Source organism: Streptomyces sp. CB02056, from assembly GCF_001905545.1.
Classification (GTDB): Bacteria; Actinomycetota; Actinomycetes; order Streptomycetales; family Streptomycetaceae; genus Kitasatospora.
In genome coordinates this window covers 684,441-707,905 of sequence record NZ_LIPD01000001.1, presented here as the reverse complement: position 1 = coordinate 707,905, position 23,465 = coordinate 684,441, and the positions used below count along the sequence as shown (strand labels likewise).

26 protein-coding genes are annotated in these 23,465 nt (G+C 73.3%); 12 read left to right on the top strand and 14 right to left on the bottom strand.

All coding sequences use genetic code 11. From position 1 onward, the window contains the following. Positions 1-894, bottom strand: coding sequence for a transketolase family protein (locus AMK13_RS03150; protein WP_049654926.1), 894 nt, complete (start codon positions 892-894; stop codon positions 1-3). A gap of 71 nt (positions 895-965) precedes the next feature. Continuing rightward, positions 966-1,679, bottom strand: coding sequence for a thiamine pyrophosphate-dependent enzyme (locus tag AMK13_RS03145; protein WP_049654931.1), 714 nt, complete (start codon positions 1,677-1,679; stop codon positions 966-968). Between the two features lie 57 nt (positions 1,680-1,736). On the opposite strand from AMK13_RS03145, the gene soxR reads away from it, so the two are divergent. Together soxR and AMK13_RS03135 are read left to right on the top strand one after the other, a co-directional pair. Beyond that, positions 1,737-2,285 (top strand): redox-sensitive transcriptional activator SoxR, encoded by a 549-nt coding sequence (gene soxR, locus AMK13_RS03140; protein WP_074000993.1) that lies wholly within the window; start codon positions 1,737-1,739, stop codon positions 2,283-2,285. Between the two features lie 43 nt (positions 2,286-2,328). After that, positions 2,329-3,252, top strand: a complete 924-nt coding sequence (locus AMK13_RS03135; RefSeq protein WP_074000992.1) for a phosphotransferase family protein — start codon at positions 2,329-2,331, stop codon at positions 3,250-3,252. Between the two features lie 30 nt (positions 3,253-3,282). Here AMK13_RS03135 and AMK13_RS03130 read toward each other — a convergent pair whose 3' ends face one another. The 3 genes from AMK13_RS03130 to AMK13_RS03120 all read right to left on the bottom strand — a co-directional run bounded on the left by AMK13_RS03130 (position 3,283) and on the right by AMK13_RS03120 (position 5,149). Beyond that, the gene (locus AMK13_RS03130; RefSeq protein ID WP_074000991.1) at positions 3,283-3,804 is read right to left on the bottom strand and encodes a GNAT family N-acetyltransferase; all 522 of its coding nucleotides are present in this window, start codon (positions 3,802-3,804) and stop codon (positions 3,283-3,285) included. Positions 3,805-3,928: 124 nt separating this feature from the next. Then, positions 3,929-4,549 carry a formylglycine-generating enzyme family protein gene (locus AMK13_RS03125; RefSeq protein ID WP_074000990.1) on the bottom strand — a complete coding sequence of 207 codons (621 nt, stop codon included), beginning with the start codon at positions 4,547-4,549 and terminating at the stop codon, positions 3,929-3,931. A 9-nt stretch (positions 4,550-4,558) separates the two neighbouring features. Beyond that, positions 4,559-5,149, bottom strand: coding sequence for a TetR/AcrR family transcriptional regulator (locus AMK13_RS03120; RefSeq protein ID WP_074000989.1), 591 nt, complete (start codon positions 5,147-5,149; stop codon positions 4,559-4,561). A gap of 65 nt (positions 5,150-5,214) precedes the next feature. Here AMK13_RS03120 and AMK13_RS03115 point away from each other — a divergent pair, with 65 nt between their 5' ends. From AMK13_RS03115 to AMK13_RS03090, 5 genes are all read left to right on the top strand, one after another. Beyond that, positions 5,215-5,697, top strand: a complete 483-nt coding sequence (locus AMK13_RS03115) for an SRPBCC family protein (protein ID WP_074000988.1) — start codon at positions 5,215-5,217, stop codon at positions 5,695-5,697. 306 nt (positions 5,698-6,003) lie between these two features. Next, positions 6,004-6,231 (top strand): hypothetical protein, encoded by a 228-nt coding sequence (locus tag AMK13_RS03110; RefSeq protein ID WP_074000987.1) that lies wholly within the window; start codon positions 6,004-6,006, stop codon positions 6,229-6,231. Next, positions 6,215-6,727 carry a DUF6879 family protein gene (locus tag AMK13_RS03105; protein ID WP_074001204.1) on the top strand — a complete coding sequence of 171 codons (513 nt, stop codon included), beginning with the start codon at positions 6,215-6,217 and terminating at the stop codon, positions 6,725-6,727. Before AMK13_RS03110 ends, AMK13_RS03105 begins: the two co-directional genes overlap by 17 nt. A gap of 3 nt (positions 6,728-6,730) precedes the next feature. Next, a complete protein-coding gene (locus AMK13_RS03100; protein WP_074000986.1) occupies positions 6,731-7,576 on the top strand; it encodes a helix-turn-helix domain-containing protein in 846 nt (281 codons plus the stop codon). Positions 7,577-7,905: 329 nt separating this feature from the next. Further along, entirely contained in the window at positions 7,906-9,090 is a 1,185-nt protein-coding gene (locus AMK13_RS03090; protein WP_074000984.1) for a methyltransferase domain-containing protein, read from the top strand. A gap of 50 nt (positions 9,091-9,140) precedes the next feature. Here the strand turns inward: AMK13_RS03090 and AMK13_RS03085 are convergent, their stop codons facing one another. Further along, a complete protein-coding gene (locus AMK13_RS03085; RefSeq protein WP_143204466.1) occupies positions 9,141-9,908 on the bottom strand; it encodes a hypothetical protein in 768 nt (255 codons plus the stop codon). 320 nt (positions 9,909-10,228) lie between these two features. Here AMK13_RS03085 and AMK13_RS03080 point away from each other — a divergent pair, with 320 nt between their 5' ends. From AMK13_RS03080 to AMK13_RS03070, 3 genes are all read left to right on the top strand, one after another. After that, positions 10,229-10,948, top strand: coding sequence for a class I SAM-dependent methyltransferase (locus AMK13_RS03080; RefSeq protein WP_074000982.1), 720 nt, complete (start codon positions 10,229-10,231; stop codon positions 10,946-10,948). Between the two features lie 36 nt (positions 10,949-10,984). Then, the gene (locus AMK13_RS03075; RefSeq protein WP_074000981.1) at positions 10,985-12,244 is read left to right on the top strand and encodes an alpha/beta hydrolase; all 1,260 of its coding nucleotides are present in this window, start codon (positions 10,985-10,987) and stop codon (positions 12,242-12,244) included. Between the two features lie 588 nt (positions 12,245-12,832). Further along, entirely contained in the window at positions 12,833-13,597 is a 765-nt protein-coding gene (locus AMK13_RS03070) for a hypothetical protein (protein WP_049658563.1), read from the top strand. A 90-nt stretch (positions 13,598-13,687) separates the two neighbouring features. On the opposite strand, the gene AMK13_RS03065 is transcribed toward AMK13_RS03070, so the two are convergent. The 3 genes from AMK13_RS03065 to AMK13_RS03055 all read right to left on the bottom strand — a co-directional run bounded on the left by AMK13_RS03065 (position 13,688) and on the right by AMK13_RS03055 (position 15,976). Next, positions 13,688-14,257: a hypothetical protein gene (locus AMK13_RS03065; RefSeq protein ID WP_074000980.1), complete on the bottom strand. Its 570-nt coding sequence runs from the start codon at positions 14,255-14,257 to the stop codon at positions 13,688-13,690. A 198-nt stretch (positions 14,258-14,455) separates the two neighbouring features. Next, entirely contained in the window at positions 14,456-15,016 is a 561-nt protein-coding gene (locus AMK13_RS03060; protein ID WP_074000979.1) for a GNAT family N-acetyltransferase, read from the bottom strand. 60 nt (positions 15,017-15,076) lie between these two features. Then, entirely contained in the window at positions 15,077-15,976 is a 900-nt protein-coding gene (locus AMK13_RS03055; protein WP_380717984.1) for a LysR family transcriptional regulator, read from the bottom strand. A 70-nt stretch (positions 15,977-16,046) separates the two neighbouring features. Here AMK13_RS03055 and AMK13_RS03050 point away from each other — a divergent pair, with 70 nt between their 5' ends. Further along, the gene (locus tag AMK13_RS03050) at positions 16,047-16,787 is read left to right on the top strand and encodes a CTP synthase C-terminal region-related (seleno)protein (RefSeq protein WP_074000978.1); all 741 of its coding nucleotides are present in this window, start codon (positions 16,047-16,049) and stop codon (positions 16,785-16,787) included. A 41-nt stretch (positions 16,788-16,828) separates the two neighbouring features. Here the strand turns inward: AMK13_RS03050 and AMK13_RS03045 are convergent, their stop codons facing one another. From AMK13_RS03045 to AMK13_RS03035, 3 genes are all read right to left on the bottom strand, one after another. Next, complete coding sequence (locus AMK13_RS03045) at positions 16,829-17,428, bottom strand: GNAT family N-acetyltransferase (RefSeq protein ID WP_079271778.1); 600 nt, start codon at positions 17,426-17,428, stop codon at positions 16,829-16,831. Positions 17,429-17,556: 128 nt separating this feature from the next. Beyond that, on the bottom strand, positions 17,557-18,156 hold the full coding sequence (gene coaE, locus AMK13_RS03040) for a dephospho-CoA kinase (RefSeq protein ID WP_074000976.1): 600 nt from the start codon (positions 18,154-18,156) through the stop codon (positions 17,557-17,559). Positions 18,157-18,301: 145 nt separating this feature from the next. Further along, the gene (locus AMK13_RS03035; RefSeq protein WP_074000975.1) at positions 18,302-18,943 is read right to left on the bottom strand and encodes an MBL fold metallo-hydrolase; all 642 of its coding nucleotides are present in this window, start codon (positions 18,941-18,943) and stop codon (positions 18,302-18,304) included. 62 nt (positions 18,944-19,005) lie between these two features. Here AMK13_RS03035 and AMK13_RS03030 point away from each other — a divergent pair, with 62 nt between their 5' ends. After that, positions 19,006-19,437 carry a MarR family winged helix-turn-helix transcriptional regulator gene (locus AMK13_RS03030; protein WP_074000974.1) on the top strand — a complete coding sequence of 144 codons (432 nt, stop codon included), beginning with the start codon at positions 19,006-19,008 and terminating at the stop codon, positions 19,435-19,437. On the opposite strand, the gene AMK13_RS03025 is transcribed toward AMK13_RS03030, so the two are convergent. Continuing rightward, a complete protein-coding gene (locus AMK13_RS03025; RefSeq protein ID WP_074000973.1) occupies positions 19,420-21,720 on the bottom strand; it encodes an MMPL family transporter in 2,301 nt (766 codons plus the stop codon). The two genes, AMK13_RS03030 and AMK13_RS03025, sit on opposite strands and share 18 nt — an antisense overlap. A 235-nt stretch (positions 21,721-21,955) precedes the next feature. Then, positions 21,956-23,446 (bottom strand): 30S ribosomal protein S1, encoded by a 1,491-nt coding sequence (gene rpsA, locus AMK13_RS03020; RefSeq protein WP_049653883.1) that lies wholly within the window; start codon positions 23,444-23,446, stop codon positions 21,956-21,958. Positions 23,447-23,465: the final 19 nt, after the last annotated feature.

Below are 23,465 nucleotides of genomic sequence, written 5' to 3'. Positions count from 1 at the left end.
CTACCAGAGGAAGGTGCCGATCCGCTCCCGCAGCGACGGGGCGTCCAGGCCGTAGGCGGCCAGGTGCTCCTCGATCGAGCCGTAGTGCCGGTGCTCCTCACGCGGCACCCCCAGGCCCAGCACCCGGTGCGGACGGTCGGCGAGCGCCGCGTGCGCCTCGTTGGCGGAGGTGCCCGCCAGGTACGGCTCGACCAGCACCACGTCCGCCCGGTCGCCCAGCGCCGCGCGCAGCCCGGCGGCGTCGAAGGGGCGCACCGTCGCCGCGTACAGCACGGTGACGTCCAGGCCCCCGGTGGCCGCGAGCACCGCGTCCAGCATCGGCCCGACGGCGAGCACCACGCCGCGCGATCCCGTCCGGACGGTGGCGAAGCGGCCCGGCTCGACCGGCACCGCGGCCGCGTTCTGGTGCCCCGAGAGCCGCACGTAGACGTTGCGGTCGCCGTCCGCGTAGGCGTGGCGCAGCAGCCGCTCGGCCTCGTCCGGGTGGCCGGGGACGTGGACCGTCCAGTCCGGCAGGGTGTCCAGCAGGGCGACGTCGCCCGGGGACATGTGGGTACGGCCGCCGGCCGGCCAGTCGTACGAGCCCGCCGCGCTCACCAGCACGGCGCCGACGCCCTGGTGGACGAGGTCCAGCTTGACCTGCTCGAAGGGCCGCTCGATCAGGAAGCTGGCGAAGGTGTGGGCGATCGGGCGCATCCCGGTGAGGGCCAGGCCGCCGGCCGCGCCGACCAGCAGCTGCTCGCGGATGCCGACGTTGACGACCCGGTCCGGGTGGCGCTCCTGGGCCGGGGCGAAGGCGGCCGCGGTGATGTCGGCGAGCACCACGGCCAGCCGGGGGTCCTCGTCCAGCAGGCGGGTGGTGACGTCCACGAAGCGGTCGCGCATGGTGTCCATCGGTGAAGTGCCTTTCGTTACTGGGGTGGTCGGCGGTCGGTGGTCGGGTCCGGCGGGGGCGGGCCGCCCGCTCAGGAGTCCTTGGGCTCGACCCGGGCGACCACCACGTGCGGGCGGCCCGGGTGCTCGGCGGTGTAGGCGCGGTGCAGCGCCTCGTGGTCGCGGCCGTCCACCGTCGCGGTCGACCAGCCCTCGGCCGCGAACCGCTGGGCGAGGCCGCCCTGCCAGCCGTGCGTGGCCGAGGAGTTGTCGATCACCACCACGTGCAGCCGGTCCAGTCCGTACGCCCCGGCGAAGGCCACCGCCTCGGCGTTGGAGCCCTCGTCGAACTCCGCGTCGCCGACCAGCACCCACACCGCCGGGTCGGTCAGGCCCTGCGCCCGCAGCCCGAGCGCGGTGCCGACGGCCAGCGGCAGGCCGTGCCCGAGCGAGCCGGAGGCGATCTCCACGCCGGGGACCAGCGTGCGGTCCGGGTGGTGGCCGAGCGGCGAGTCGTAGCCGCCGAAGCTCGGCAGCACCTCCGGGGAGATGAAGCCCTTGGCCGCCAGCACCGCGTAGTAGGCCATCGGGCCGTGGCCCTTGGAGAGCAGGAAGCGGTCCCGGTCCTGGGCCTCGGCGGTGGCGGGGGTGACCCGCAGCACCCGGTCGTACAGCACCCAGAGCGCGTCCAGGGTGGAGGTGGCGGCGGGGCCGTGCTTCTCGTCGCCGGTCATCAGGCCCATCAGGGCCGAAAGGTCCTCGAACCGGGCCCCGGTGGCGGTGCCCGCAGTCGCGTTCGTCGTCATGACCACGATGGTGCAACTTAAAGCCAGCTTGAGGTCAAGCGGTTACAGTGGGCTCCCATGACCGCCCATTCCGACGGCCGTCGGACCCCCGGCCCGCACCACACCGACCTGCTCACCATCGGCCAACTCGCCGACCGCAGCGGACTCGCCCCCTCCGCGCTGCGCTACTACGAGAGCCTCGACCTGATCCAGGCCACCCGCACCACCGGCGGCCAGCGCCGCTACACCCGCGGCACGCTGCGCCGGATCGCCTTCATCCGCGCCGCCCAGCGGGTCGGCCTCTCCCTGGACGAGGCCCGGGTCGCCCTCGACCGCCTCCCCGAACGCCCGGCCCCCAGCGGCACCGAGTGGGACCGGGTCGCCGGGTCCTGGCAGAGCCGGATCGACGAGCAGATCGCCGAACTGGAGCGGCTGAAGGCCAAGCTCACCGGCTGCATCGGCTGCGGCTGCCTCTCGCTGACCCGCTGCGCCCTCTACAACGCCGCCGACCGCGCCGGCGAGGCCGGCCCCGGCGCCCGCTACCTGCTCACCCGCGACCCGGACACCGGGCCCGAGCCGGTCCCGCCGGCCGTCGAGACCTGCGGCACCCGCCGGAGCGGGCGCTGAAAAGCCTTTGCGCTGCGGGTGCCCGCCTGCTTACGGTGCCGCCGTGCTGCCCTTGGTGCTGACGGACGAGGAGTGGGACGCGGTCGTCCCCGACGAGACGGTGATGCGCCCCGGCGCGGAGGCGCTCTGCGCCCGGCTGGGCCTCGCCGGCCTGCCCCTGGAGCGCTTCCCGGAAGGCTCCGTCCCGGTGTACGCGGTCGGCGACGCGCTCGTGCTCAAGCTGTTCCCGGCGGCCGGCGCCCGGGACGCCATCGTCGAGGAGCGCGTGCTCACCCGCCTGGACGGCGCCCTGCCGATCCCCACCCCGGCCCTCCACCAGGCCGGCGAGGACGCCAACGGCTGGCGCTACCTCCTGATGTCCCGGCTGCCCGGGCAGGGCCTCGCCCCGGCCTGGCCGCGCATCCCGCGGCCCGACCGCGAACGGATCGCCCGCCGCTGCGGCGAGGCGCTCGCCGCCCTGCACGCCCTCGACCCCGAACCGCTCGCCGACACCCTCGGGCCCGGCGACTGGCCGGCCTTCCTCGCGCGCCAACGGGCGGGCGCGGTGGACCGCCAGCGCGAGCGCGGGCTGGCCGAGGAGTGGCTGGAGCAGGTCCCGGACTTCCTCGCCGCCGCCCCGCTCCCCACCGCCCCCGGGCGCGCGCTGCTGCACACCGAGTTCATGCGCGAGCACCTGCTCACCGACCCCGCCGACGGCTGGCGCCTCACCGGCCTGCTCGACTTCGAGCCCGCGATGATCGGCGACCCGGCCTACGACCTGGTCGCCGTCGGCCTCTTCACCACCCGGGCCGACCCGCACCTGCTCGGCCACCTGCTGGACGCCTACGGCCGCGCCGTCGACCCGCGCCTGCTGATGGCGTACACGCTGCTGCACGTCTACAGCAACCTGCCGTGGTACCTCCGGGAGTTGAAGCCCTCGGCGCGGACGCTGGACGCCCTCGCCGAGGAGTGGTTCGGGGTTTCCTAGGGACGTTTTGCGGACGCTTTGCGACGCGGGTCAGGGACGCGGGTCGGTGCGCAGCAGGCTGTACCGGACGACGTCGCGCCACTCGCCGCCGCGGAAGGTCACCGCGCGCTGCACGCCCTCCCGGGTGAAGCCGAGCTTCTCCAGGACGCGCTGCTCCGCCAGGTTGCCCGCCTCGGTGTCCGCCTCCAGCCGCATCACCGGCGAATGCGCGAACAGGTAGTCCACCAGCAGCCGTTGGGCCCGGGTGCCGATCCCCCGCCCGCGCGCCCCCGGCACCAGCTGCACACCCAGGCTCCAGTACGGGGCGGACGGCCGCACCCCGCTGCGGTTGGCGGCGACGAAGCCGCCGAACCCGCCGTCGACGACGACCGCGAGCATCACCTGCTCGTCCTCCAGCAGCCCGCTCGCCGCCCAGCGACGACGGTGCCGCTGCGGGTCCCGCCAGCCGTACCACTGGAATTCACCCAGCGCCTGCGGATCGTTCACCAGCTCCTCGAGGGCGCCGAGGTCGGCCTCGACCATCGGGCGCAGGGTGACGCTTTCTTCGCTCATGTCGGCGTCAACGCAGGATCCGGTGGCACCGGTTCCTCATTCCGTCGGAAATTCCGCGCGCCTGCCCCGCGCCTGTCCCATCGCCTCGCGATTCACCGCGCCGGGCACGACGTCGGCGCCGCCTTCACAGGACGATCGAGCGGGCGAGCCGGAATCCGACGTCGTCGATCCGCAGGGTCGGGTGGCTGCGGCGGCGGACGGAGGCGCGGCAGCTCCAGTGCTCGTCGAACCAGCCGCCGCCGCGCAGGACGCGGTAGTCGCCGTACACCTCGGGGTCGTAGCGCTCCCAGCACCACTCCCAGACGTTGCCGAGCAGGTCGTACAACCCGTAGGCATTGGGGAGCAGTTCGCCCACCGGGTGCGGTCGCTCGTCCGAGGTGCCGCGGTGCCAGGCGATCTCGTCCAGCGGGCCGTAGCGCGGGCCGTCCGTACCGGCGCGGCAGGCGTGCTCCCACTCGGCCTCGGTGGGCAGCCGGTAGCCGTCGGCGGCGCGGTCCCAGGAGACCTCCTCGCCGTCCACCCGGTAGGCGGGGGCGAGGCCTTCGCGCCGGGAGAGCTCGTTGCAGTAGTGGACGGCGTCGAACCAGGAGACGCTGTGCGCGGGACGCCGGTCGCCGCCCACCCCCTCGTACTGCTCACGGGTCACCGGACAGGCCGCCAGCTCGTACGCGGCCACGTCGACGGCCCAACTGCGCTGGGTACGACGGTCGGAGAGGGTGACGCGGCCGGCCGGAACGGTGATCATCCACCGATCCTAGGCGGCGCCCCGCAGCAGGGCGATCGCGGACTGCTCGGCCAGCTCCTCCGCGTGCGGCGGCAGCGGCGCACCGGCGTGCAGGGGACCGCGGACGACGGCGAGCGGCAGGCCGGTGACGGCCAGGGTGACCCGGTCGAGGTCCAGCGGCGTGGCGGCGCCGAGCCGCCCGGCCAGCCCGGCCAGGGCCTCCCGCACCCGGAGGCCGCCCTGCCGGTCGCGCAGCCGCTGCTCCTCGGACCACTCCGCCCGACCGAAGGCCTCCGAGCCGTGCAGCAGGACGACGGCCCGCTCCCGGTGGGCCCGGCACCAGGCGACGACCTGCCGGGCGAGCGCGCCCGCCGCGAGGTGCGGCTCCTCGTGCGCGTCGATGGCGGGCAGGCAGGCATCCTGGAACTCCCCGACCGTCCGAAGCCACAACTCAGCCAGCAGCGCGGCGCGTTGGGGAAAGCGGTGGTAGACGGACCCGTTGGGCGCGCCGCTCTCCCGGGCGACGGCGGACATGGTGACGGCGGCCGGCCCACCGGCGGCCGCGAGCCGTACGGCGGCGTCGAGGAGGGCGGATTCGTCATGGCGGGGTGGCCTGGGCATGTAGTAGAGAGTACTCTCCAATTCAATTGGAGGGGATCATCCAAAACCAGGAGGGGAGCCCCGGCATGGCCGTGCTCAACATCCACGAACGCACTGTCCCGGCACGGGCGGAGACCGTCGGCGCCCTCATCGACAGCCTCGCGAGCCCGGACGACCGGCTCTGGCCGGGCCCGCGCTGGCCCCGGATGCGGTTCGACCGCCCGCTCGCCCCCGGCGCCACCGGCGGCCACGGCCCGGTCCGCTACACCGTCTCCGACTACGCACCGGGCCAGTGGGTGCGCTTCCGCTTCGACGGCCCGCGCGGCTTCGACGGCCACCACGAGTTCACCGTCCACCCGGCGGGCGACACCACCGTCCTCCGCCACACCATCGCCATGCGCCTGCACGGCCCGGCCCTGCTCGCCTGGCCCCTCGCCTTCCGCTGGCTGCACGACGCCCTCCTGGAGGACTGCCTCGACCGGGCGGTACGGGCAGTCGGCGGCACCGTCCCCCGCCCCGCCCACTGGAGCCCGTACGTCCGCCTCCTGCACCGCCTGATCCCCCACTGACCGGCGAACTCCTCACCACGGGGCTGACGATGGGGGCGCCATGGGATCCGGACCAGTCTCGTAACCGCAAGGCACGAAGAGAGCTAAGACTTCCCCACCCCCTCACCCTCGGGCGGCCCCGCACCCAACGCGGGGCCGCCCACCTCTTATGGGCGCCGCGTCGCTTCGGCCAACGGATTCGCGACGCAGCGGTCCATCCGGAACCTGGTCGACCGCGGGCAAGTTCGAGCAAGTTCATCGCGCGGAGAGCCATCTCCACGGGAAGATCGTTCGAAGCGATCGACTCCGGCCACCAGGAGGCCCATCATGGCGCTGCACAAGCTCGGCCAAGACCCTGACAGTCCTGAAGGCAAGTCCCCGACCGTCTACTTCGACGACGTGACGGGCAACTACATCCTCCAGGGCTGGAAGGTGCTCGACCCGGAACGTCTCGCGCACATGGACATCCCCGCGCACGAGACCGTGATCGAATTCCCCAAGCGCATGATGCGGTTCTTCCCGGAGGTGAACGGTGGCGGTGGCCCCCACGCTTGAGGACCTGCTGCGGAGCTGCACCAGGTCGGCGCTCCACCTTGAGATGCGCGACGGCTACATGCGCGACGACCCGTTGTTCCTCCGTTGGCTCAGCGGGCACCGGGACGATCCGGCCGACCGCTCCTCATGGTGGAGCCCCTGGCTGCAGCTGATCGAGGAGACCACCGGTCGCGGAGTCGACGTGCGACGAGCCCGCATCGTCTCCGAACCGGCGAGCGAGTACATCCGCTTCGAGCACGAGATCACGTTCCGGAACCTCGCTTCCGGCGAACAGGTCCGGTGGCTCCCCCGCCGCCAGACGACGGATCTGGCGCTCCCGGGCAACGACTTCTGGCTCATCGACGGCCAGTACCTCCTGGTCCACCACTTCAGCGGCGAGGGCGACTTCGTGGACGACGAAGTCAGCACCGAACCCGACACTGTGGCTCTCTGTACCTCGGCCTTCGAGGCCGTGTGGAGGCGCGGGGTGCCGCACGAGGACTTCCGGCTGACCTGACCCGTGTCCGCGTCATCCAGTGTCCAGCAAGCGAAGCAAGCCCTCGGCCAGCGTCTGCGCGACATCCGGCGAGATTCCGGACTCAGCGCGCGGGCGCTGGCCGAAGCTGCGCGGTGGCACGAATCCAAATGTTCCAAGATCCAGAGCGGTCGCGTCATGCCGTCAGAGGCCGACATCCGTATCTGGACCGCCATCTGCGGCGCTCCCGATCAGGCAGCGGACCTCATCGCAACCGCCCGGAACATCGAGGGCATGTACATCGAATGGCGCCGGCTTGAGCGGACAGGTCTCAAACGGGCGCAGGAATCCGTGCGTCCCCTATTCGACCGCACACGCCGATTCCGCATGTACCAGTCGTGGGTCGTCCCTGGCCTGCTTCAGACAGCGGCCTACACGCGTGCCGTGCTCAACACGATCGTGTCGCTGCGCAGCACTCCCGACGACGTCGACGACGCCGTCGCGGTTCGGATGGATCGGCAGAAGGTGCTGCACACCGGAGACCACCGCTTCGCCGTCCTGGTCGAGGAGTGGGTACTTCGGACGGTCATCGGCACCCCGGACGTCCTCGTCGGTCAACTCGCCCATCTGATCGCGGTCGGCACCCTGCCGTCCGTCAGCCTCGGGGTGATCCCGCTCGGCTCGACCAGGGGGTCTGGCTGGCCGGTTGAGTCCTTCACGATGTATGACGACATGCAGGTGAACGTCGAACTCGTCTCCGCCCACCTCACCATCACTCAGCCCGCCGAGATCGCCGAGTACGGCCAGGCGTTTTCCGAACTGGCAGGCATCGCTGTCTACGGGGCCGATGCGAGGTCGCTCATCACCAGCGCCATCGATGCGCTCGGATGACTCCGAGCAAGCTCCGGCAAGCTCGTCGACTGCCGACGTCCCCACTGCCTACCGTCTCCAGCGTCACCACTCCTACGAGCTGAGCGGAGCAGTGCCTTGCAGGTCACCGACCCACCGCAGCCGAAACCGAAGTCCGAGCCCAGGCCGACGACACCGCGTCCGCCGGACCGGTACCGGCCCACCGGGCCGCACACCCGCAGCAGTGGCCACCGCGGACCCGCGATCGGGGTGGCAGGGAAGCACGCGGGCGACCAGGACCCGGGCAAGGACAAGCCGTCGAAGGACACCTCGCGCCCGGCGCCCGCCCCGAAGCACGAGAAGAAGGACAAGTGACGGAGAGCCTCCACCCGCAGCAGGCCGCCTCGCGCGGCCTGCTGCGGGCCATCAGCGAAGAGCTCGGTCGTCCCGTCCCGTCGGAGTGGAAGGACGCCATCACGGCGGTCCCGCGCCACCGTTTCCTCCCGGAGCGGATCTGGCTCTCCGACGACAGCGGCGACCTCGAACCGTGCGACATCCGCTCCGAGCCCGACCGCTGGTTCGCGGCCGCCTACGACAACGCTCCGGTCGTCACCCAGGTCAATGACGGCGTGGAGCCGGCCGACGGCTCCGACGCCTGGCCGTCGTCCTCGGCGTCCTCACCGGCGATGGTCGTGCGAATGCTCGAAGCACTCGATGTCCGCCCCGGCCAGACCGTCCTTGAGGTCGGCACCGGCACCGGCTGGAACGCGGCTCTGCTCGCGCACCGGGCCGGTCCCGGCCGTGTCGTCTCGATCGAGATCGACCCCGCGGTCACCTGGCGGGCCCACTCGTCCCTGAACGCGGCGGGCGTGGACGTGGAGGTCGTCTGCGGGGACGGAGCCCTTGGTTGGGCCCGGCGGCAGCCGTACGACCGGGTCGTCTCCACTTGCTCGGTCAGCCGGGTGCCGACGGCGTGGATCGAGCAGACCCGCCCCGGCGGCACCATCGTGACGCCGTGGGAGAGCCCGATGCTCTCCTGGGGACTGCTCACCCTCACCGTCGAAGGCGGGCGCGCGACCGGGCGGTTCAGCCCGGACGCCTCGTTCATGCTGATGCGCGGCCAGCGGATCGACCTGCGCATCTTCCGGGACGTCGTCCGTGACGACCACGAACCCGAGGAGTCCACCACCCGGCTCTCACCGTGGCAGGTGAGCGGCGAGGACCTGGACGCGCGGTTCGCCCTCGGGCTGAAGCTCGGCGACGTGTGGACGGCCTGGCAGCACGAGCCCGATGCCGAAGGAGTGGCCTCCCGGCTCTGGGTGGCCACGACGGACGCGCGCTCGTGGGCCGCCGTCGACCACGACGGCCGGCAGGAGGACCGCTTCGCCGTCCGGCAGTACGGCCCGCGCCGCCTCTGGACCGAGATCGAGGACGCCCACGCCTGGTGGGAGAAGCAGAACCGGCCGGGCCCGGACCGGTTCGGGCTCCGCATCACCGGCGAGGAACAGCTCGTCTTCCTCGACGAGCCGACCGCCGCCGTCGGCCGGGTGCCGTAGCGCGCGACCGAGCCGGGGCAGCCGACAAACCGCCCCGGCTGGTCAGGTGGCTACTCCCAGCGCCAGCCGTTGTTGTCCCGGCAGGTGAGAGCACGGCCGTTGGCGTCGCTGCCGGTGTCGCCGTGGGCGCTGTTGGGGCAGATGCGACCCCGGACTATGCAGTTGCCCTTGGAATCCGTGGTGCAGGCTGACGCCTGGTGCTCCGAGGGTGCGGCGGGCTGCGGCGCCGGCGGGGCGTGCGTCGGGGCCGGGGCGGGCGGGGCGGCGGGAGCGGGGGCAGCAGGGGCGGCCGGGGCGGGGGCCGCCGGAGGGGCACTCGGTGCCGCCGGCTCGGCCAGTGCGGTCGCGGTCGGGGAGGCCGGGGCCGGGGCAGGGGCGGGGTCCGCCGGGGCGGGCGCGGCGCCGCCCGGGCAGTCCTCCTCGTTCTTCACCACGGACAGCGTCACCGTCGTGTCCTTCGCCGAGGGTTCCCCGGCGGCCGGCTGCTGGGAGCAGACCTTCCAGTGGCTCGGCATGAGGACGGACCGCGTGTGGGACTCGCCCGCGTGGACGTCCTGGAACGTCACGGTCTTGGCGGCCCGGGCGTCCGGCTGCTGGAGGGTGTCCTTGGCCTTGTCCCCGTGCATTCCGACCACACTCGGGATCGGAATCGGCGTCGCCGCCGACGACGTCTCGTCGGCCGAGGCCTTGCACCCGGCCGCGAGGAGGGTGGCGGCCAGCGCGGCGGCGGCGAGGGCGGTCGCCCGCCTCCGGCGGGAGGGGCGCAGCGGTCGGGCTTCGTGGGTCTGGGCAGTCGTCGGCTGTATCACAGCAGGCACTTGGTCTTCCGGGTGAGCGGCGGGCATGGCGGACGGAACTTCGAGCGGGCAAAACTTTTCGAACGTACACCACCTCACTGGCGGAAGCCTGGGAATCCCCGCCGGGAATCCTTGATCGAAGCGTGACGTCGACCCCCTCCCCGGCACCTCTCCCCGCCCGACGGAAACGGCCCGTCCCGGCCTCCGGCGACAGCGACGCCGCTCTCCTCCACGCCCCGAGGCACCCGTCCACACCAGAGCCAGAGTGCCCCCAACAGCCCACCACCCAGCGGCTTTTGCCGCGATCGCGCCCACCCCCCGAGCGTCCTACGCTCGGCCGTATGAACCGTACGATCCGCACCACCGAAGACGTCCTCGCCCTCCTCGACGGCTTCTTCCGGCCGGCCGAACCGTTCTGGGACCGGTTCTACGAGGACCGGTCCGCCGAGCGCCCGTTCTTCGCGCCGAAGCCGGACGAGAACCTGGTCTCCTACCTGGACCGCGGCCTGCTGCCGCCGGCCCCCGGCCGGGTGCTCGACCTGGGCTGCGGCACCGGCCGCAACGCGATCCACCTGGCCTCGCTCGGCTTCGAGGTGGACGCCGTCGACCTCTCCGCCACCGCCCTCGCCTGGGCCGAGGAGCGCGCCCGCGAGGCCGGCCCCGGAGCCCGCCCGCGCTTCCACCGGGCGAGCATCTTCGAGGTCCAACTCCCTTGCGACGCCTACGACCTGGTCTACGACTCCGGCTGCCTGCACCACCTGCCGCCGCACCGCCGGGTCGGCTACCTGGCCCTCCTGGACCGCGTCCTCGCCCCGGGCGGGCACTTCGCCGTCACCGCCTTCGCGGCCGGGGCGATGGGCTCCGAGCGGCCCGACGAGGAGCTCTACCGGCTCGGCTCGCTGGAGGGCGGGTTGGCCTACTCGCCGGCCGAACTGCGTTCGCTGTTCCGCGAGTTCGAGCCGCTGGAGATCCGCCCGATGGCGGCGCACGGCCCGGATTCCGAGGCCTTCGGCGTCCCCTTCCTCCTCACAGCGCTCTTCCAGCGAACTGCCAGCCTCTAACCAGCCTCTCATCCTCCGCCCCTAGCCTCCGGCCCTATGAACGTCTCCCTGCTCGACGGCTGGTTCCCGTGGACGGTCCAGGCGGCGGCCCTCTCGCTGCTCCTGGCCACCGCCGCCCGACGGGAGCGGGCGTGGCTGCGGAGGCGGGGGCCGATCGCGCTCGGGACGGCGCTGGCGCTCACCGCGGCCGGCGCCGTCGCCGTGCTGACGCTGGGCGGGATCACCGACCCGGTCCCGTTCGGGGTCTGGCTGTGGAGCGGGGTGGCGGTGGCGGCGCTGTGCGTGCTCGGCTTCGGCTGGCGCGGCGCGCGGTGGTGGCGCCGGGCGCTGGTGGCGCCGACCGTGCTGCTGGCGCTGTTCTGCGCGGCGAACAGCGTGAACATCGCCACCGGCTACTACCCGACGCTGGACGACGCGATCGGCGAGCTCGGCGGGCAGCCGCTGCCGGAGCAGATCACCCTGGACGAGCTGAAGTCGATCCACGGCCGGACGGGCACGGGCCGCATCGTCCAGGTCGACATACCGGACACCGCCGGCGGCTTCGCCCACCGCCAGGAGCTGGTCTACCTGCCGCCCGCCTGGTTCCGCAGCCAGACCCGGCCCAAGTTGCCCGTCCTGGAGATGATCGGCGGCGAGTTCGCGGCGCCCGACAACTGGATCCGCTCGGGCAACGCCGTGAAGACCGCCGACGCCTTCGCCGCCCGGCACAACGGCTTCGCCCCGATCCTGGTGTTCGTGGACGCCACCGGCGGCTTCCGGGTGGACACCGAGTGCGTGGACGGCCCGCACGGCCAGGCCGAGAGCCATCTGCTCAAGGACGTCCCGCCGTTCGTCCAGAAGACCTTCAACGCCGCCACCGACCCGCACAAGTGGGGCGTGGCCGGCTGGTCGATGGGCGGCACCTGCGCCGTCGACCTCACCGTCGAGCATCCGAACGTCTTCACCCACTTCGGCGACTTCTCCGGCGACAAGGGCCCGTCCACCGGCGACAAGGACCACACCGTCCAGGAGCTGTACGGGGGCGACGCCGCGGCCTGGGCCGCCCACGACCCGCTGACCGTGCTCGCCCACCACCCCAAGTACCAGGGCGTGTCCGGCTACTTCGCCCAGGGCGACGAGGAGCACGGCCAGATCGACTCCGCCAAGGCCCTGGAGGCGGCGGCCCGGAAGGACGGCATCCGCACCGTGAACGTGGTCGGCTCCGGCAGGCACACCTGGCAGACCGGTGCCGCGTCCTTCGCCCAGGCCCTCCCCTGGCTCGCCCAGCAGCTCGGCGTCCCGGGCACCCATGCGTAACGGCACCCACGCGTAACGGCTCACCCGCACTACGGCGCGCTCCCTCCTCCCCGTTCGACGGCCGCCGCCCGTCGCGCGGTTCAGCTCCGGGTGTTGACATCGCGCACCCCTCCGCCGCCGGTCGCCGGGCCCGGCACACCCGCCTCCACCAGCCCGGATGCGCCGCACCCGGCCCGCGCGCGGTGCCGGTCGCGCGCCCCGGGGATCCCCCGCACGCCGTCCGCCGTCCGACACCACCCGCCCCACAGGACCCACCAACCCCAAAGGGAATCCGGGCCTCCGGCCGGAACCCGGCTTTGCGAGCGGCCGTTCGGTGGCATAGGTTTCGACCGCCGCCGATGCGCCGCCACGACCCTGACCGCCCCTCATCTCCGAGGCGGGCGGCGGGCCGAGGAGCCGACGGCCCTAACGCACAGGGGGAGGCCCGCCATGCCGAGTGCCCGCGACCGCGCGTCGCGCGGGCGGCGAGGACGGACGGCCGGCGCCGCGCACCAGCGGCCCGCGGCCGACCCCGTCCTTCGCCCCCGGCAGCAGGGCGGTGCGCGGCCGACCCCGTTCCACGCCACCGGACACCCGAGGAACAGTCAGTTGCGCACCACCAGAGTCGTCACCGCCACCGCCGCCGCCCTCGTCTGCCTGGGCGCGCTCAGCGCCTGCGGGCCCGACAACGGGGACGGCGGCCAGACCGCCCTCCCCGCCGCGGCCCCCACGCCCAGCACCAACCCCACCAAGCCCGCCGGCTCCGACAAGGGCATCCCGGACAAGGCCTGGATGGACACCAAGAACATCCCGATGGACGAGAGTTACCACTACACGCCGCTGGCGGCCAACGCCAAGCAGGTCTCCGGGCCGGTCCAGTTCAAGGGCCTGGAGCTGTGCCGCGCCGCGATCGCCAAGGACGACGAGCCGCTGTTCACGGGCACCGCCGCCGCGAAGTCCGAGGTCGGCTTCGGCGGGGACCGCTGGGCGGCCCAGCAGACCCTGCTGTTCCACGGCGACCCGGTCCACAGCAGCGCCGCCAAGCAGTCCACCAACATGGCCGAGGCGCGCCTGGCGGAGGCGCTCAAGTCCTGTGCCAAGACCGCGCCCGGCGCCACCGTGAAGGTCGAAAGCGCCCCGGACGCGCCGTACTTCGCCGCCGTCCTGACCGTCCCGCAGGCCGACGGCGGCACCGTCACCCTGCACGAGTACGTGGTCGGCGACGGCGGTACGGTCAGCGAGCTGGCCGTCTGGGCCACCACCAAGGCCGGCGCCCAGCCCAAGGACGCCTGGAAGGCCCCCGAGGACAAGGCCGTCGGCACCGGCATGACGGCGGCGATGTGCGAGGCGCTCCCCGGCTGCGACGGGCGCTGACGTCCGGCGCGCGCCCGGTCCGACCGACCCCTCCCGAGGACCGGGACGGGGTCGGACGGACCGGGCGGCCCGATCAGATCAGGCCCGGGCTCACAGCCCCAGGACGCTGAGCGCGGTGGTCCAGTCCTTCGCGATCGCGGCGCGCGCGTCGTCGAGGCCGGCCCGGCCGCCGCAGACCGCGTTCTTGAGCTTGGTCTCGACGGAGTCCTTGCTCTGCGCCGGCTGGCTGCCGTAGCGCGGCTCGGGCCACAGGTTGGCCGGGTCGCGCGGGGCGCCGCCGAGCTCCAACGGGACGAGGTGGTCCTCCTCGTAGTCCGCCGTGCTGGTGTCCGCGTAGCCGTAGGCCGCGATCTGCTGCACCTTCAGCGCGTTGGTGTAGCTGGTCGGCGGGCGGACGGTGGCGGTCCAGCCGGAGACGCAGATGGTCTGGCCGATGGTCGCCTGGGTGACGTCCGGGTTGTACGCACCGGGGGTGCAGGACGGGTCGGGCAACGGCAGGTACGCCTGCGAACAACTCGCCGCGAGCGTACGGGCCTTCTGGGCGGTGCCGTGGGCCGGGGCGGCGGCCGGGGCGGCGGCCTGCGCGGTGCCGGCGGCGAGCCCGGCAGCGGCGAGGGCGGCCGCCGAGGCGGTGACGGTGAGACGGTGACGGAGCATCATGGGGGGAAGCACTCCTGGTCCGGCCCGGCCTCTCGCCGGGCGACTGTGCTCATGACAGCACCACCCGGCCGACCACCGTCAGATCCGTGACGTGAACGCCTGGTGACCGCGTCTCCACAACCGCGCCCCGACGAGCGCCCCGCGCGAGGACCCCGCGCGAGCGCCCCGCCCCCGTCTCCCGGCCCCCGGCCCGTGCGGTCAGCCCCGCAGGACCGCCAGCTCGACCTCCCGGCCGGCCAGACCGCCGGGCGCCGGCAGCGTCACCCCGGAGGGCTCGAAGCCGGCCTTCCGGTACATCGCCTCGGCCCGGGGGTTGTCCTCGTGGACGAACAGCCGCACCCGCTCGATCCTGGGCCCGGTGAGCGACCACGCCCACTCCTGGAGGGTCCGGATCAGGTCGAGCGCCAGCCCGGTGCCCCGCGCCTCCGCGCGGACGAACACCCCGACCACGTGCACCTGGTCGACCTCGATGACGTCGCCCTCCAGGGCGCCGTTCCCGCCGGTCAGCTCGACCACCCCGGTCATGCTGCCGAGCCAGCGCCCGTCCTCGGCCTCCGCGATGAACTGCGCCGCGTGCGGGTCCGTCGCCGCCCGGGTCGTGCGGTCCTGCCAGAACTCGTCGGGCTTGGTGACGGCCTGCTCGTAGACCTCCAGGAAGGCCACGGCCGCGACCGGGTCCCGCAGCGCGTCGAGGCGGAGGTCCCGGGCCCGCTGCCAGTCCTCGACCCGTACCTGTCTGATGATGATTCCGGTGCTCATCGCCTGATCATTCCATCGGCACCATTGGCCCGCGCAACCGATTTCCAAGGCCGAAGACCTCTAGCCCCGGGACGACTCCAGCAGCCGCGCCAGCAGCGCCGCCGGCCCCTCCGGCAGGCTGCCATGGACGAGTTCGATGCGGTGCACCAGCCGGGGCGCGGCGATCGGCGCGTACCCGACCCCGGGCGCCGCCGCGAGCACCGGCTCGGGCAGCAGGGTGAGCCCGTGCCCGGCCGCCACCAGCGCGAGCAGTCCGTGCAGGTCGGTGCCCTGGTAGCGGGTGGCCGGCCGGAAGCCGTCGACGCCCGCGGCCGCGCGCAGCCGGGCCGCGGGCGGGGTGAGGTCGGGGGCGTCCAGCCAGCGGGCGGCGGAGAGGTCGGCGAGCGCGAGGCCGGCGCGCCCGGCCAGCGGGTGGCCGACGGGCAGCGCGACGGCGACCGGCCGCTCGGCCACCGCGACGGTGCGCAGCGGGCCGACGTCGGGCAGCGGCAGCGGGTCGCTGGGCGCGGCCAGTCCGTCGACCAGGGCGAGGTCGACCTCGCCGGTGGCGACCTGGGCGGGCAGCACGTCCTGGGCGAGGACCCGGACCACCGGTTCCACCCTCGGGTACGCCCGGCGCACCTCGCCGAGCGCGCGCCCCAGTGCCGCACCGACCGCCAGCGCGGTGGCCCCAAGCACCAGCCGGGTGTTCGGGGCGCCCGCCAGGCGTGCGACGTCGGCGCGCGCCGCCTCCAGCCGGACCAGCAGCGGTGCGGCGTGCTCCAGCAGCCGCTGCCCGGCCCCGGTCGGGCCGACCGGGCGGCGGAGCAGCAGCGCGGTCCCGAGGTCCGCCTCCAGCGCGGCGATCTGCTGGGAGACCGCGGACTGGGTGTAGCCGAGCTCCCGGGCCGCCTCCGAGAAGGAGGCGAGGCGGGCGACGGTGACGAAGGTGCGCAGCTGCTGCGGGTCCACGGTGGACATCAACCGTTCTGATCGAAGCTTAAGGAATCATCGTTGGCGCTGATCTCGGGTGCGGGGTCAGGATAGCCGCATGACGCATCAGACCCCGCGGGTCGCCCTCGTCGGCGACCGCTCCCCCGCCGTCCGCTCGCACGCCCGGATCCCGGGCCTGCTGGACGCCCTCGCCGAGCACGACCACCTCGTCCTGGACGCCTACTGGATCCCGACCGGGGACGCCGCCGCGCCCGGCGCCCTGGACGGCTTCGACGCGGTCTGGCTGCTGCCCGGCAGCCCGTACCGCAGCGAGGCCGGCGCGCTGGCCGCCGTCCGGACCGCCCGCGAGCGCGGCATCCCCTTCCTCGGCACCTGCGCCGGGTTCCAGCACGCGGTGCTGGAGTACGCCCGGAACGTCTGCGGCCTGGCCGGGGCCGTGAACGGCGAGGACCACCCGGACGCGGAGCAGCAGGTGATCGTCCCGCTGGCCTGTTCGCTGGTCGGCCACGAGGGGGCCGTCACCGTCACCCCGGGGAGCCTCGCCGAGCGGGTCCTCGGCGCCACCCGCACCCTGGAGCGCTACCACTGCGCGTACGGACTCAACGGCGCCTACCTGGAGCGGCTGGCCGCGCACGGCCTGCGGTTCAGCGGCGCGGACGAGTCGGGCGAGGTGCGCGTCCTGGAACTGCCCGGCCACCCGTTCTTCCTGGCCTCGCTCTTCCAGCCCGAGCTGTCCGGCGACGGCACCCGGGCGCACCCCATGATCCGTGCCCTGGCCGGCGCCGCCGTGGCGCACGCGGACGCGGACACCCCGGCCGCGACCGTGGCAACGGCCTGATCAAGCCCCGCACCTGAGCGCGTCTCATGCGCGAGCGCGTCTCACATCGGCAGCGACCGCAGCCGCACCGGCCCCTCCGGCCACCCGGCCCCGACGGCCAGCGGCGCCCACATGGTGCGCAGCGGCATCTCCGCCAGCCGCCCCTCCGGCTGTTCCACCGTCACGCCCTCGGCCACCTCCCGGAAGCCGAGCCCCCGGTAGAACGCGGCCAGCGGCGGGCGGCAGAACAGCAGCGCGTACCGGTGGCCGAGCGTGCGCGCGTGGTCGAGGGCGGCCCCGACCACGGCCTGCGCGAGGCCGCCGTGGCGCCGGTCGGGCGCGACGCAGACCCCGCCGACGCCCATCACGGCCAGGTCGGTGCCGCCCACGGTGAGCGGCAGCGGCACCAGTCCGGTGTGGGCGACGAGCCGGCCGTCGGCGGCCCGGACGCCGAAGTGGATCTCCTTGGGGCGGAAGGTCAGCCCCGTGTACGCGACGCCGTACGGGTCGTCCCCGGGGCCGAGGATCTCAGCCTGCTCGGCGCGGCCGTACTGCGCGAGCCGTTCGACCACGGGCGCTCCGACGAGCGGCTGTTCGGCGGGAGACTGTCCGGCGGGAGGCTGTCCGGCGAGCGGCGGCGCGGGCGAGAAACGATCATCCATTCCGCCATGCTCCCCTCCCGCCGGAGCCTTCCACCAGTCCCTTCCCGGCCACTCGGTCCGACGACTGCTCGGGCCGACGGCCGCCGGCCGCCGGGCGCCCCGATCGGTCGCCGGGGGCCGACCCGGCGTCAGGCCGCCGCGCGCCGCACCAGCTCCGCCCAGACCTCGGCCACCCGCGCCTCCAGCTCCGCCAGGCCGCCGCCGTTGTCGATCACCAGGTCCGCGATCTCCAGCCGCCCGTCCCGGGAGGCCTGCGCGGCCATCCGGGCCCGGGCCTCCTCCTCGGCCATCCCGCGCAGCCGCACCAGCCGGTCCAGCCGCACGTCGTCGGCCGCGTCCACCACCACGACCAGGTCGAACAGCGGCGCCAGGCCGTTCTCGGCCAGCAGCGGCACGTCGTGCACCACGACCGCGTCCGGCGCGGCCGCCGCCTCCAGCTCGGCGGAGCGGGTCCGCACCAGCGGGTGGACGATCGCGTTCAGCGCCTTCAGCCGCTCCGGGTCGGCGAACACGACCGCGCCGAGCGCCGGACGGTCCAGCGAGCCGTCCTCCCGCAGCACCCCCGGTCCGAACTCGGCGACCACGGCCGCCAGACCGTCCGTTCCGGGGGCGACCACCTCGCGGGCGATCACGTCGGAGTCCACGATCACCGCGCCGTGCGCGGCGAACAGCCGGGACACCTCGCTCTTGCCCGCACCGATGCCGCCCGTCAGTCCGATCTTCAGCATGGCGTCAGGCTACCGGTGCCCCCTCGAACCCGTCAGCAGAGGCCCGGCCGGCCCAGGCCCGGTCGGCCCGGCTCCGACCCGAACAGGCCCGGCTCCGATCCGAACAGGCCCGGCGAAGCCCGGACCCGGTCGAGCGCAGGCCCGGTCAGCCCAGCTCCAGGCTCTCGCCCTCCCCCAGCACCAACAGCTCCGCACCCGTCCCCGGCCCGTCCGGCCCGACCAGCCGGGTCTGCACGGCGAGCCCGATCGGGCTGAGCACCGCCTCGTGCACCGGCACCGCACGGCGCGGCGAGGCTTCCCGGACGTAGTCGACCACCTCGGAGGCCTTGCTCCAGGGGGCCGCGATCGGCAGCAGCAGGGTCTCCACGGCGTGCGGCGGCACGGTGAACGCGTCGCCGGGATGGAACAGCCGGCCGTCGAAGAGGAAGCCGATGTTCCGCACCGGCGGGATGTCCCGGTGGATCTCCGCGTGCCACTCGCCGTGCACCGAGACGCCGAGCCCGCCGACCTCGAAGGCGTCGCCCTCGCCGACCACGCCGACCCGCTGCGCCACGCCGTCCAGCTGGTCGGCGACGGCCCGGTTGGTCCACACCCGCAGCGCCGGGTCGGCCTCCAGCGCGGCGCGCAGCCGGGACTCCTCGAAGTGGTCCATGTGCTCGTGGGTGATCAGGACGGCGTCCGCCCCGGCCAGGGCGGCGGGGTCGGTGAAGCTCCCGGGGTCGACGACGACCGTGCTGCCGCCGTGCTCGACGCGTACGCAGGCATGTCCGAACTTGGTGATTCGCATGCTCGAAACCCTACAGCAAGGCTGTACAGCAGTGCTGGATATTTTGCCGATAGACTTCCCCCATGACCAGCGAAGCCCCGCACCCGGACACCCTGGAACTCGCCGCCGACCTGCGCGCCGCCCTCGGCAGCCTGGTCCGCTCCCTGCGCGACAGCGACGAACTGCCGCAGAACCAGGCCGCCGTCCTCGGCCTGCTGGTCCGCGACGAACGCTCCTGCACGGTCGCCGAACTCGCCGCCCTCCAGCGGGTCCGCCACCAGTCGATGGCCCGCACCGTCGCGCTGATGACCGAGGCCGGACTGGTCGTCCAGCAGCCCCACCCCACCGACGGCCGCAAGCTGCTCGTCACCGCCACCGGGGCCGGCCGCACCGCCCTGCTCGACCAGCGCGCCCGCCGCGAACACCGGATCGCCACCGCCATCGAGTCCCGCCTCGACCCCGCCGAACGGGACCGGCTCCGCGCGGCGGTCGACCTGCTACGCCGGCTGGGCTGAGCCCACCAGGCCGTCGCGGGCCGCCGCCTCCCCGTCGGCCGGCCTCGGTGCCGGGACCACCGCCGACCCGTTCTCCGGCACCGACCCGCTCTCCGCCGCCGGCACCACCGGCCGCGGCACCGGGACATCCGCCGCCCCGATCTCCGGCAGGTCGACGTGCTCGCTCAGCCCGAACCGCCGGTGCAGCCGCCGCAGCGGGGCGGGCGCCCACCAGTTGAACTCGCCGAACAGGCTCATCGCGGCGGGCACCAGCAGGCACCGCACCAGGGTGGCGTCCACCGCGACGGCGACGGCCAGCGCGATGCCCATCTGCTTGACCATCAGCATGTCCCCGAGCGCGAACCCGGCGAAGACGATCACCATCAGCAGCGCCGCCGAGGTGATGATCCGACCGCTGCGCTGCACGCCCAGCTCCACCGCCCGGACGCAGCCGTGCCCGCGCAGGGTCAGCTCCCTGATCCGGGCGAGCAGGAACACCTCGTAGTCCATCGACAGCCCGAAGGCGAAGGCGAAGACCAGCACCGGTATGAAGGTCTCCAGCCCGCCGGTCGGGCTGAACCCGAGCAGCCCGCTGAACCAGCCGTCCTGGAACACCAGGGTGAGCGCGCCGAGCGAGGCGCCCAGCGAGAGCAGGTTCATCAGCAGCGCCTTGACCGGCATCACCACCGAGCCGGTCATCAGGAAGAGCAGCACCAGCGTCCCGGCCGCGACCAGGCCCAGCGCCCACGGTCCGCGCGAGAGCAGCTCGTCCTGGAAGTCCACCACCGAGGCCGCGCCGCCGGTGACGTAGGTGGTCAGCCCGCCGCGGTCGGCCCGCAGCTCCTCGACCACCTGCCTGGCCTGCCCGCCCTGCGGGTCCCCGGGCACCAGGACGTCGATCGTGGAGACCGCGTCGCCCACCGGCGACACGGCCCGCACCCCGCTCACCCCGGGCAGCTTGGCGACCACCTCGTCCGCGTACGCCTGCGCCACCGGCGCCCCGCCCTCGACCACCACGGTGATCGGCGCGGCCGAGGCCTGCGGGAAGCGCTGGTCGATCGTCTCGGCGACCTGCCGTCCGGCCGAGGAGGCGGGCAGGACGGCGGCGCCGGAGCTGCGCATCTCGGCGTGGAGGAACGGCGCCCCGGCCGCCAGCAGCAGGGCCACCGAGGCGAGCGTGACCAGGACCGCCCGCTTGCGCACCCGGCGCACGGTCCGGCTGAAGAACCCCTCGTCGGCCACGGGCGCGGCGGGCGCCTTGATCCGCGCGCCGGCGAAGCCGAGCAGGGCGGGGATCAGGGTCAGCGCGGCGGCGACGGCGATCACCACCACGCTCACCCCGGCCGCGGCCACCGCGCCGAGCACCGGGCTGGTGAAGACGAACAGGCCGGAGAGGGCGACGGCGACGGTCAGTCCGGAGAAGGCCACGGTGCGTCCGGCGGTCGCCGCGGTCCGTTCGACGGCGGCGGCGATGTCCGCGCCGTGGCCGCGTTCCTCGCGGAAACGATTCACCATGAGCAGCGCGTAGTCGATCGAGAGCCCGAGCCCCAGCACCGTGGCGATCGGCAGCACGCTGGTGTCGATGTCCATGATCCGGCTGAACCCGAACATCGCCAGCAGCGCGCCGCCCACCGAGGCGACCGCCCCGATCGCCGGCAGCGCGGCCGCCGCCAGCCCGCCGAAGACCAGCACCATGACGATCAGCGTGAGCGGCAGCGTCACCAGCTCGCCGAACCGGGTGTCCTTCTCGGTCTGCTTCTTGACCTCCTGCTGGAGCACCAGGTCCCCGCCGACCGTGACGTGGGCGCCGCCCGCCCCGTTCAGCGCGGCGAGCCGCTGGGTGACGGCGTCGGTCTGGGCGGTGCTCGCGGTGTCGGCCATCCGTACGGTGACCAGGCTCGCCGTCCCGTCGGCGGAGCGCAGCGCGGCCGGCGCCGGTCCGGTGCCGTACCCGTCGAGGGCGGAGGAGACCCCGGGCAGGGCGGCGATCTCGGCGGTGGCCCGCTCGACGGCGGCCCTCACCTGCGGATCGTCCACCGGCCGGCCGTCCACCACGGCGGTGACGGTGCCCTTGGCCGGGTCGGCGGCGGCGACCACCGCGCCGCCCCGGTCGGCCTCGGCGCTGGCGGAGGAGGCCCCGGCCACCGAGCCCTCGAAGACCCGGCCCCCGATCAGGACGCCGACCACCAGGACGACGGCCCACAGGCCGAGCACCCATCGGCGGTGGCGGAAGCAGAACCGGCCGACGGCCGCGAGCCTGCCGCCGACCACGGCGGTGGGGGCGGCGGGAGAGGGAGTGCGCATGAGGAGCCTTTCGGGCGGCTCCCCTCAATCTAGGGGCAACCCGAACTACGGCCTATAGATGGGCAATGAGCCCCATCTCACACTTTCCTTCACATAAACCACACATAAGTCAGGGCGTGATAAGTCATGGCGAAAAGCAAATGACGGAAAGCGCATGGGGAAAAACAAATGGGCCCCACCCGGAAATCCGGGTGGGGCCCACCGTCTAGCTATCGGCTAGCGGGAAGCGAGAGCCTCAGCTCTGGCCGCCGGCCAGCTTCTCGCGCAGAGCGGCCAGGGCCTCGTCGGAGGCCAGGGCGCCCGAGCCCTCGTCGCTGCTGGACGAGTAGGAACCACCGGCGGCAGCGGCGACGGCGTCGCCACCCTCCTCGGCGGCCTGGGCGTCGGCCTCGCGGCTCTTGATGACCTGCGCCTGGTGCTGCTCGAAGCGCGACTGCGCCTCGGCGTACTGGCGCTCCCACTCCTCGCGCTGCTTCTCGAAGCCGGGCAGCCAGTCGTTCGCCTCGGGGTCGAAGCCCTCCGGGTAGATGTAGTTGCCCTGGTCGTCGTACGAGGCGGCCATGCCGTACAGGGTCGGATCGAACTCGACCTCGGCCGGGTTGGCACCCAGGGCCTCGTTGGCCTGCTTGAGCGACAGGCTGATGCGGCGACGCTCGAGGTCGATGTCGATGACCTTGACGAAGATCTCGTCGCCGACCTGGACGACCTGCTCCGGGATCTCGACGTGGCGCTCGGCCAGCTCGGAGATGTGGACCAGACCCTCGATGCCCTCGTCCACGCGGACGAACGCACCGAACGGAACCAGCTTGGTGACCTTACCCGGAACGACCTGGCCGATCTGGTGGGTACGGGCGAACTGCTGCCACGGGTCCTCCTGGGTCGCCTTCAGCGACAGGGAGACGCGCTCGCGGTCCATGTCAACGTCGAGAACCTCGACGGTGACCTCCTGGCCGACCTCGACAACCTCGGACGGGTGGTCGATGTGCTTCCAGGACAGCTCGGAGACGTGCACCAGGCCGTCGACGCCACCCAGGTCCACGAAGGCACCGAAGTTGACGATCGAGGAGACGACGCCGGAGCGCACCTGGCCCTTCTGCAGGGTGGTGAGGAAGGTCTGGCGGACCTCGCTCTGGGTCTGCTCCAGCCAGGCACGGCGGGACAGGACCACGTTGTTGCGGTTCTTGTCCAGCTCGATGATCTTGGCCTCGAGCTCCTTGCCCACGTAGGGCTGGAGGTCGCGGACGCGGCGCATCTCGACGAGCGAGGCCGGAAGGAAGCCACGGAGGCCGATGTCGAGGATGAGACCACCCTTGACGACCTCGATGACGGTACCGGTGACGATGCCGTCCTCTTCCTTGATCTTCTCGATCGTGCCCCAGGCACGCTCGTACTGAGCGCGCTTCTTGGACAGGATGAGACGACCCTCCTTGTCCTCCTTCTGGAGAACCAGGGCCTCGATGTTGTCACCGACGGCGACGACCTCGTGCGGGTCAACGTCGTGCTTGATCGAGAGCTCGCGGGACGGGATGACGCCCTCGGTCTTGTAACCGATGTCGAGGAGGACCTCGTCACGGTCGACCTTCACGATGACGCCCTCGACGATGTCGCCATCGTTGAAGTACTTGATGGTCTCGTCGATGGCGGCGAGGAAGGCCTCCGCGTCGCCGATGTCGTTGACCGCGACCTGCGGGGTGGTGCTGAGGGAGGAGTCGGTGGGGCTCGTCATTAGGAAAAGGGCTCCGGTA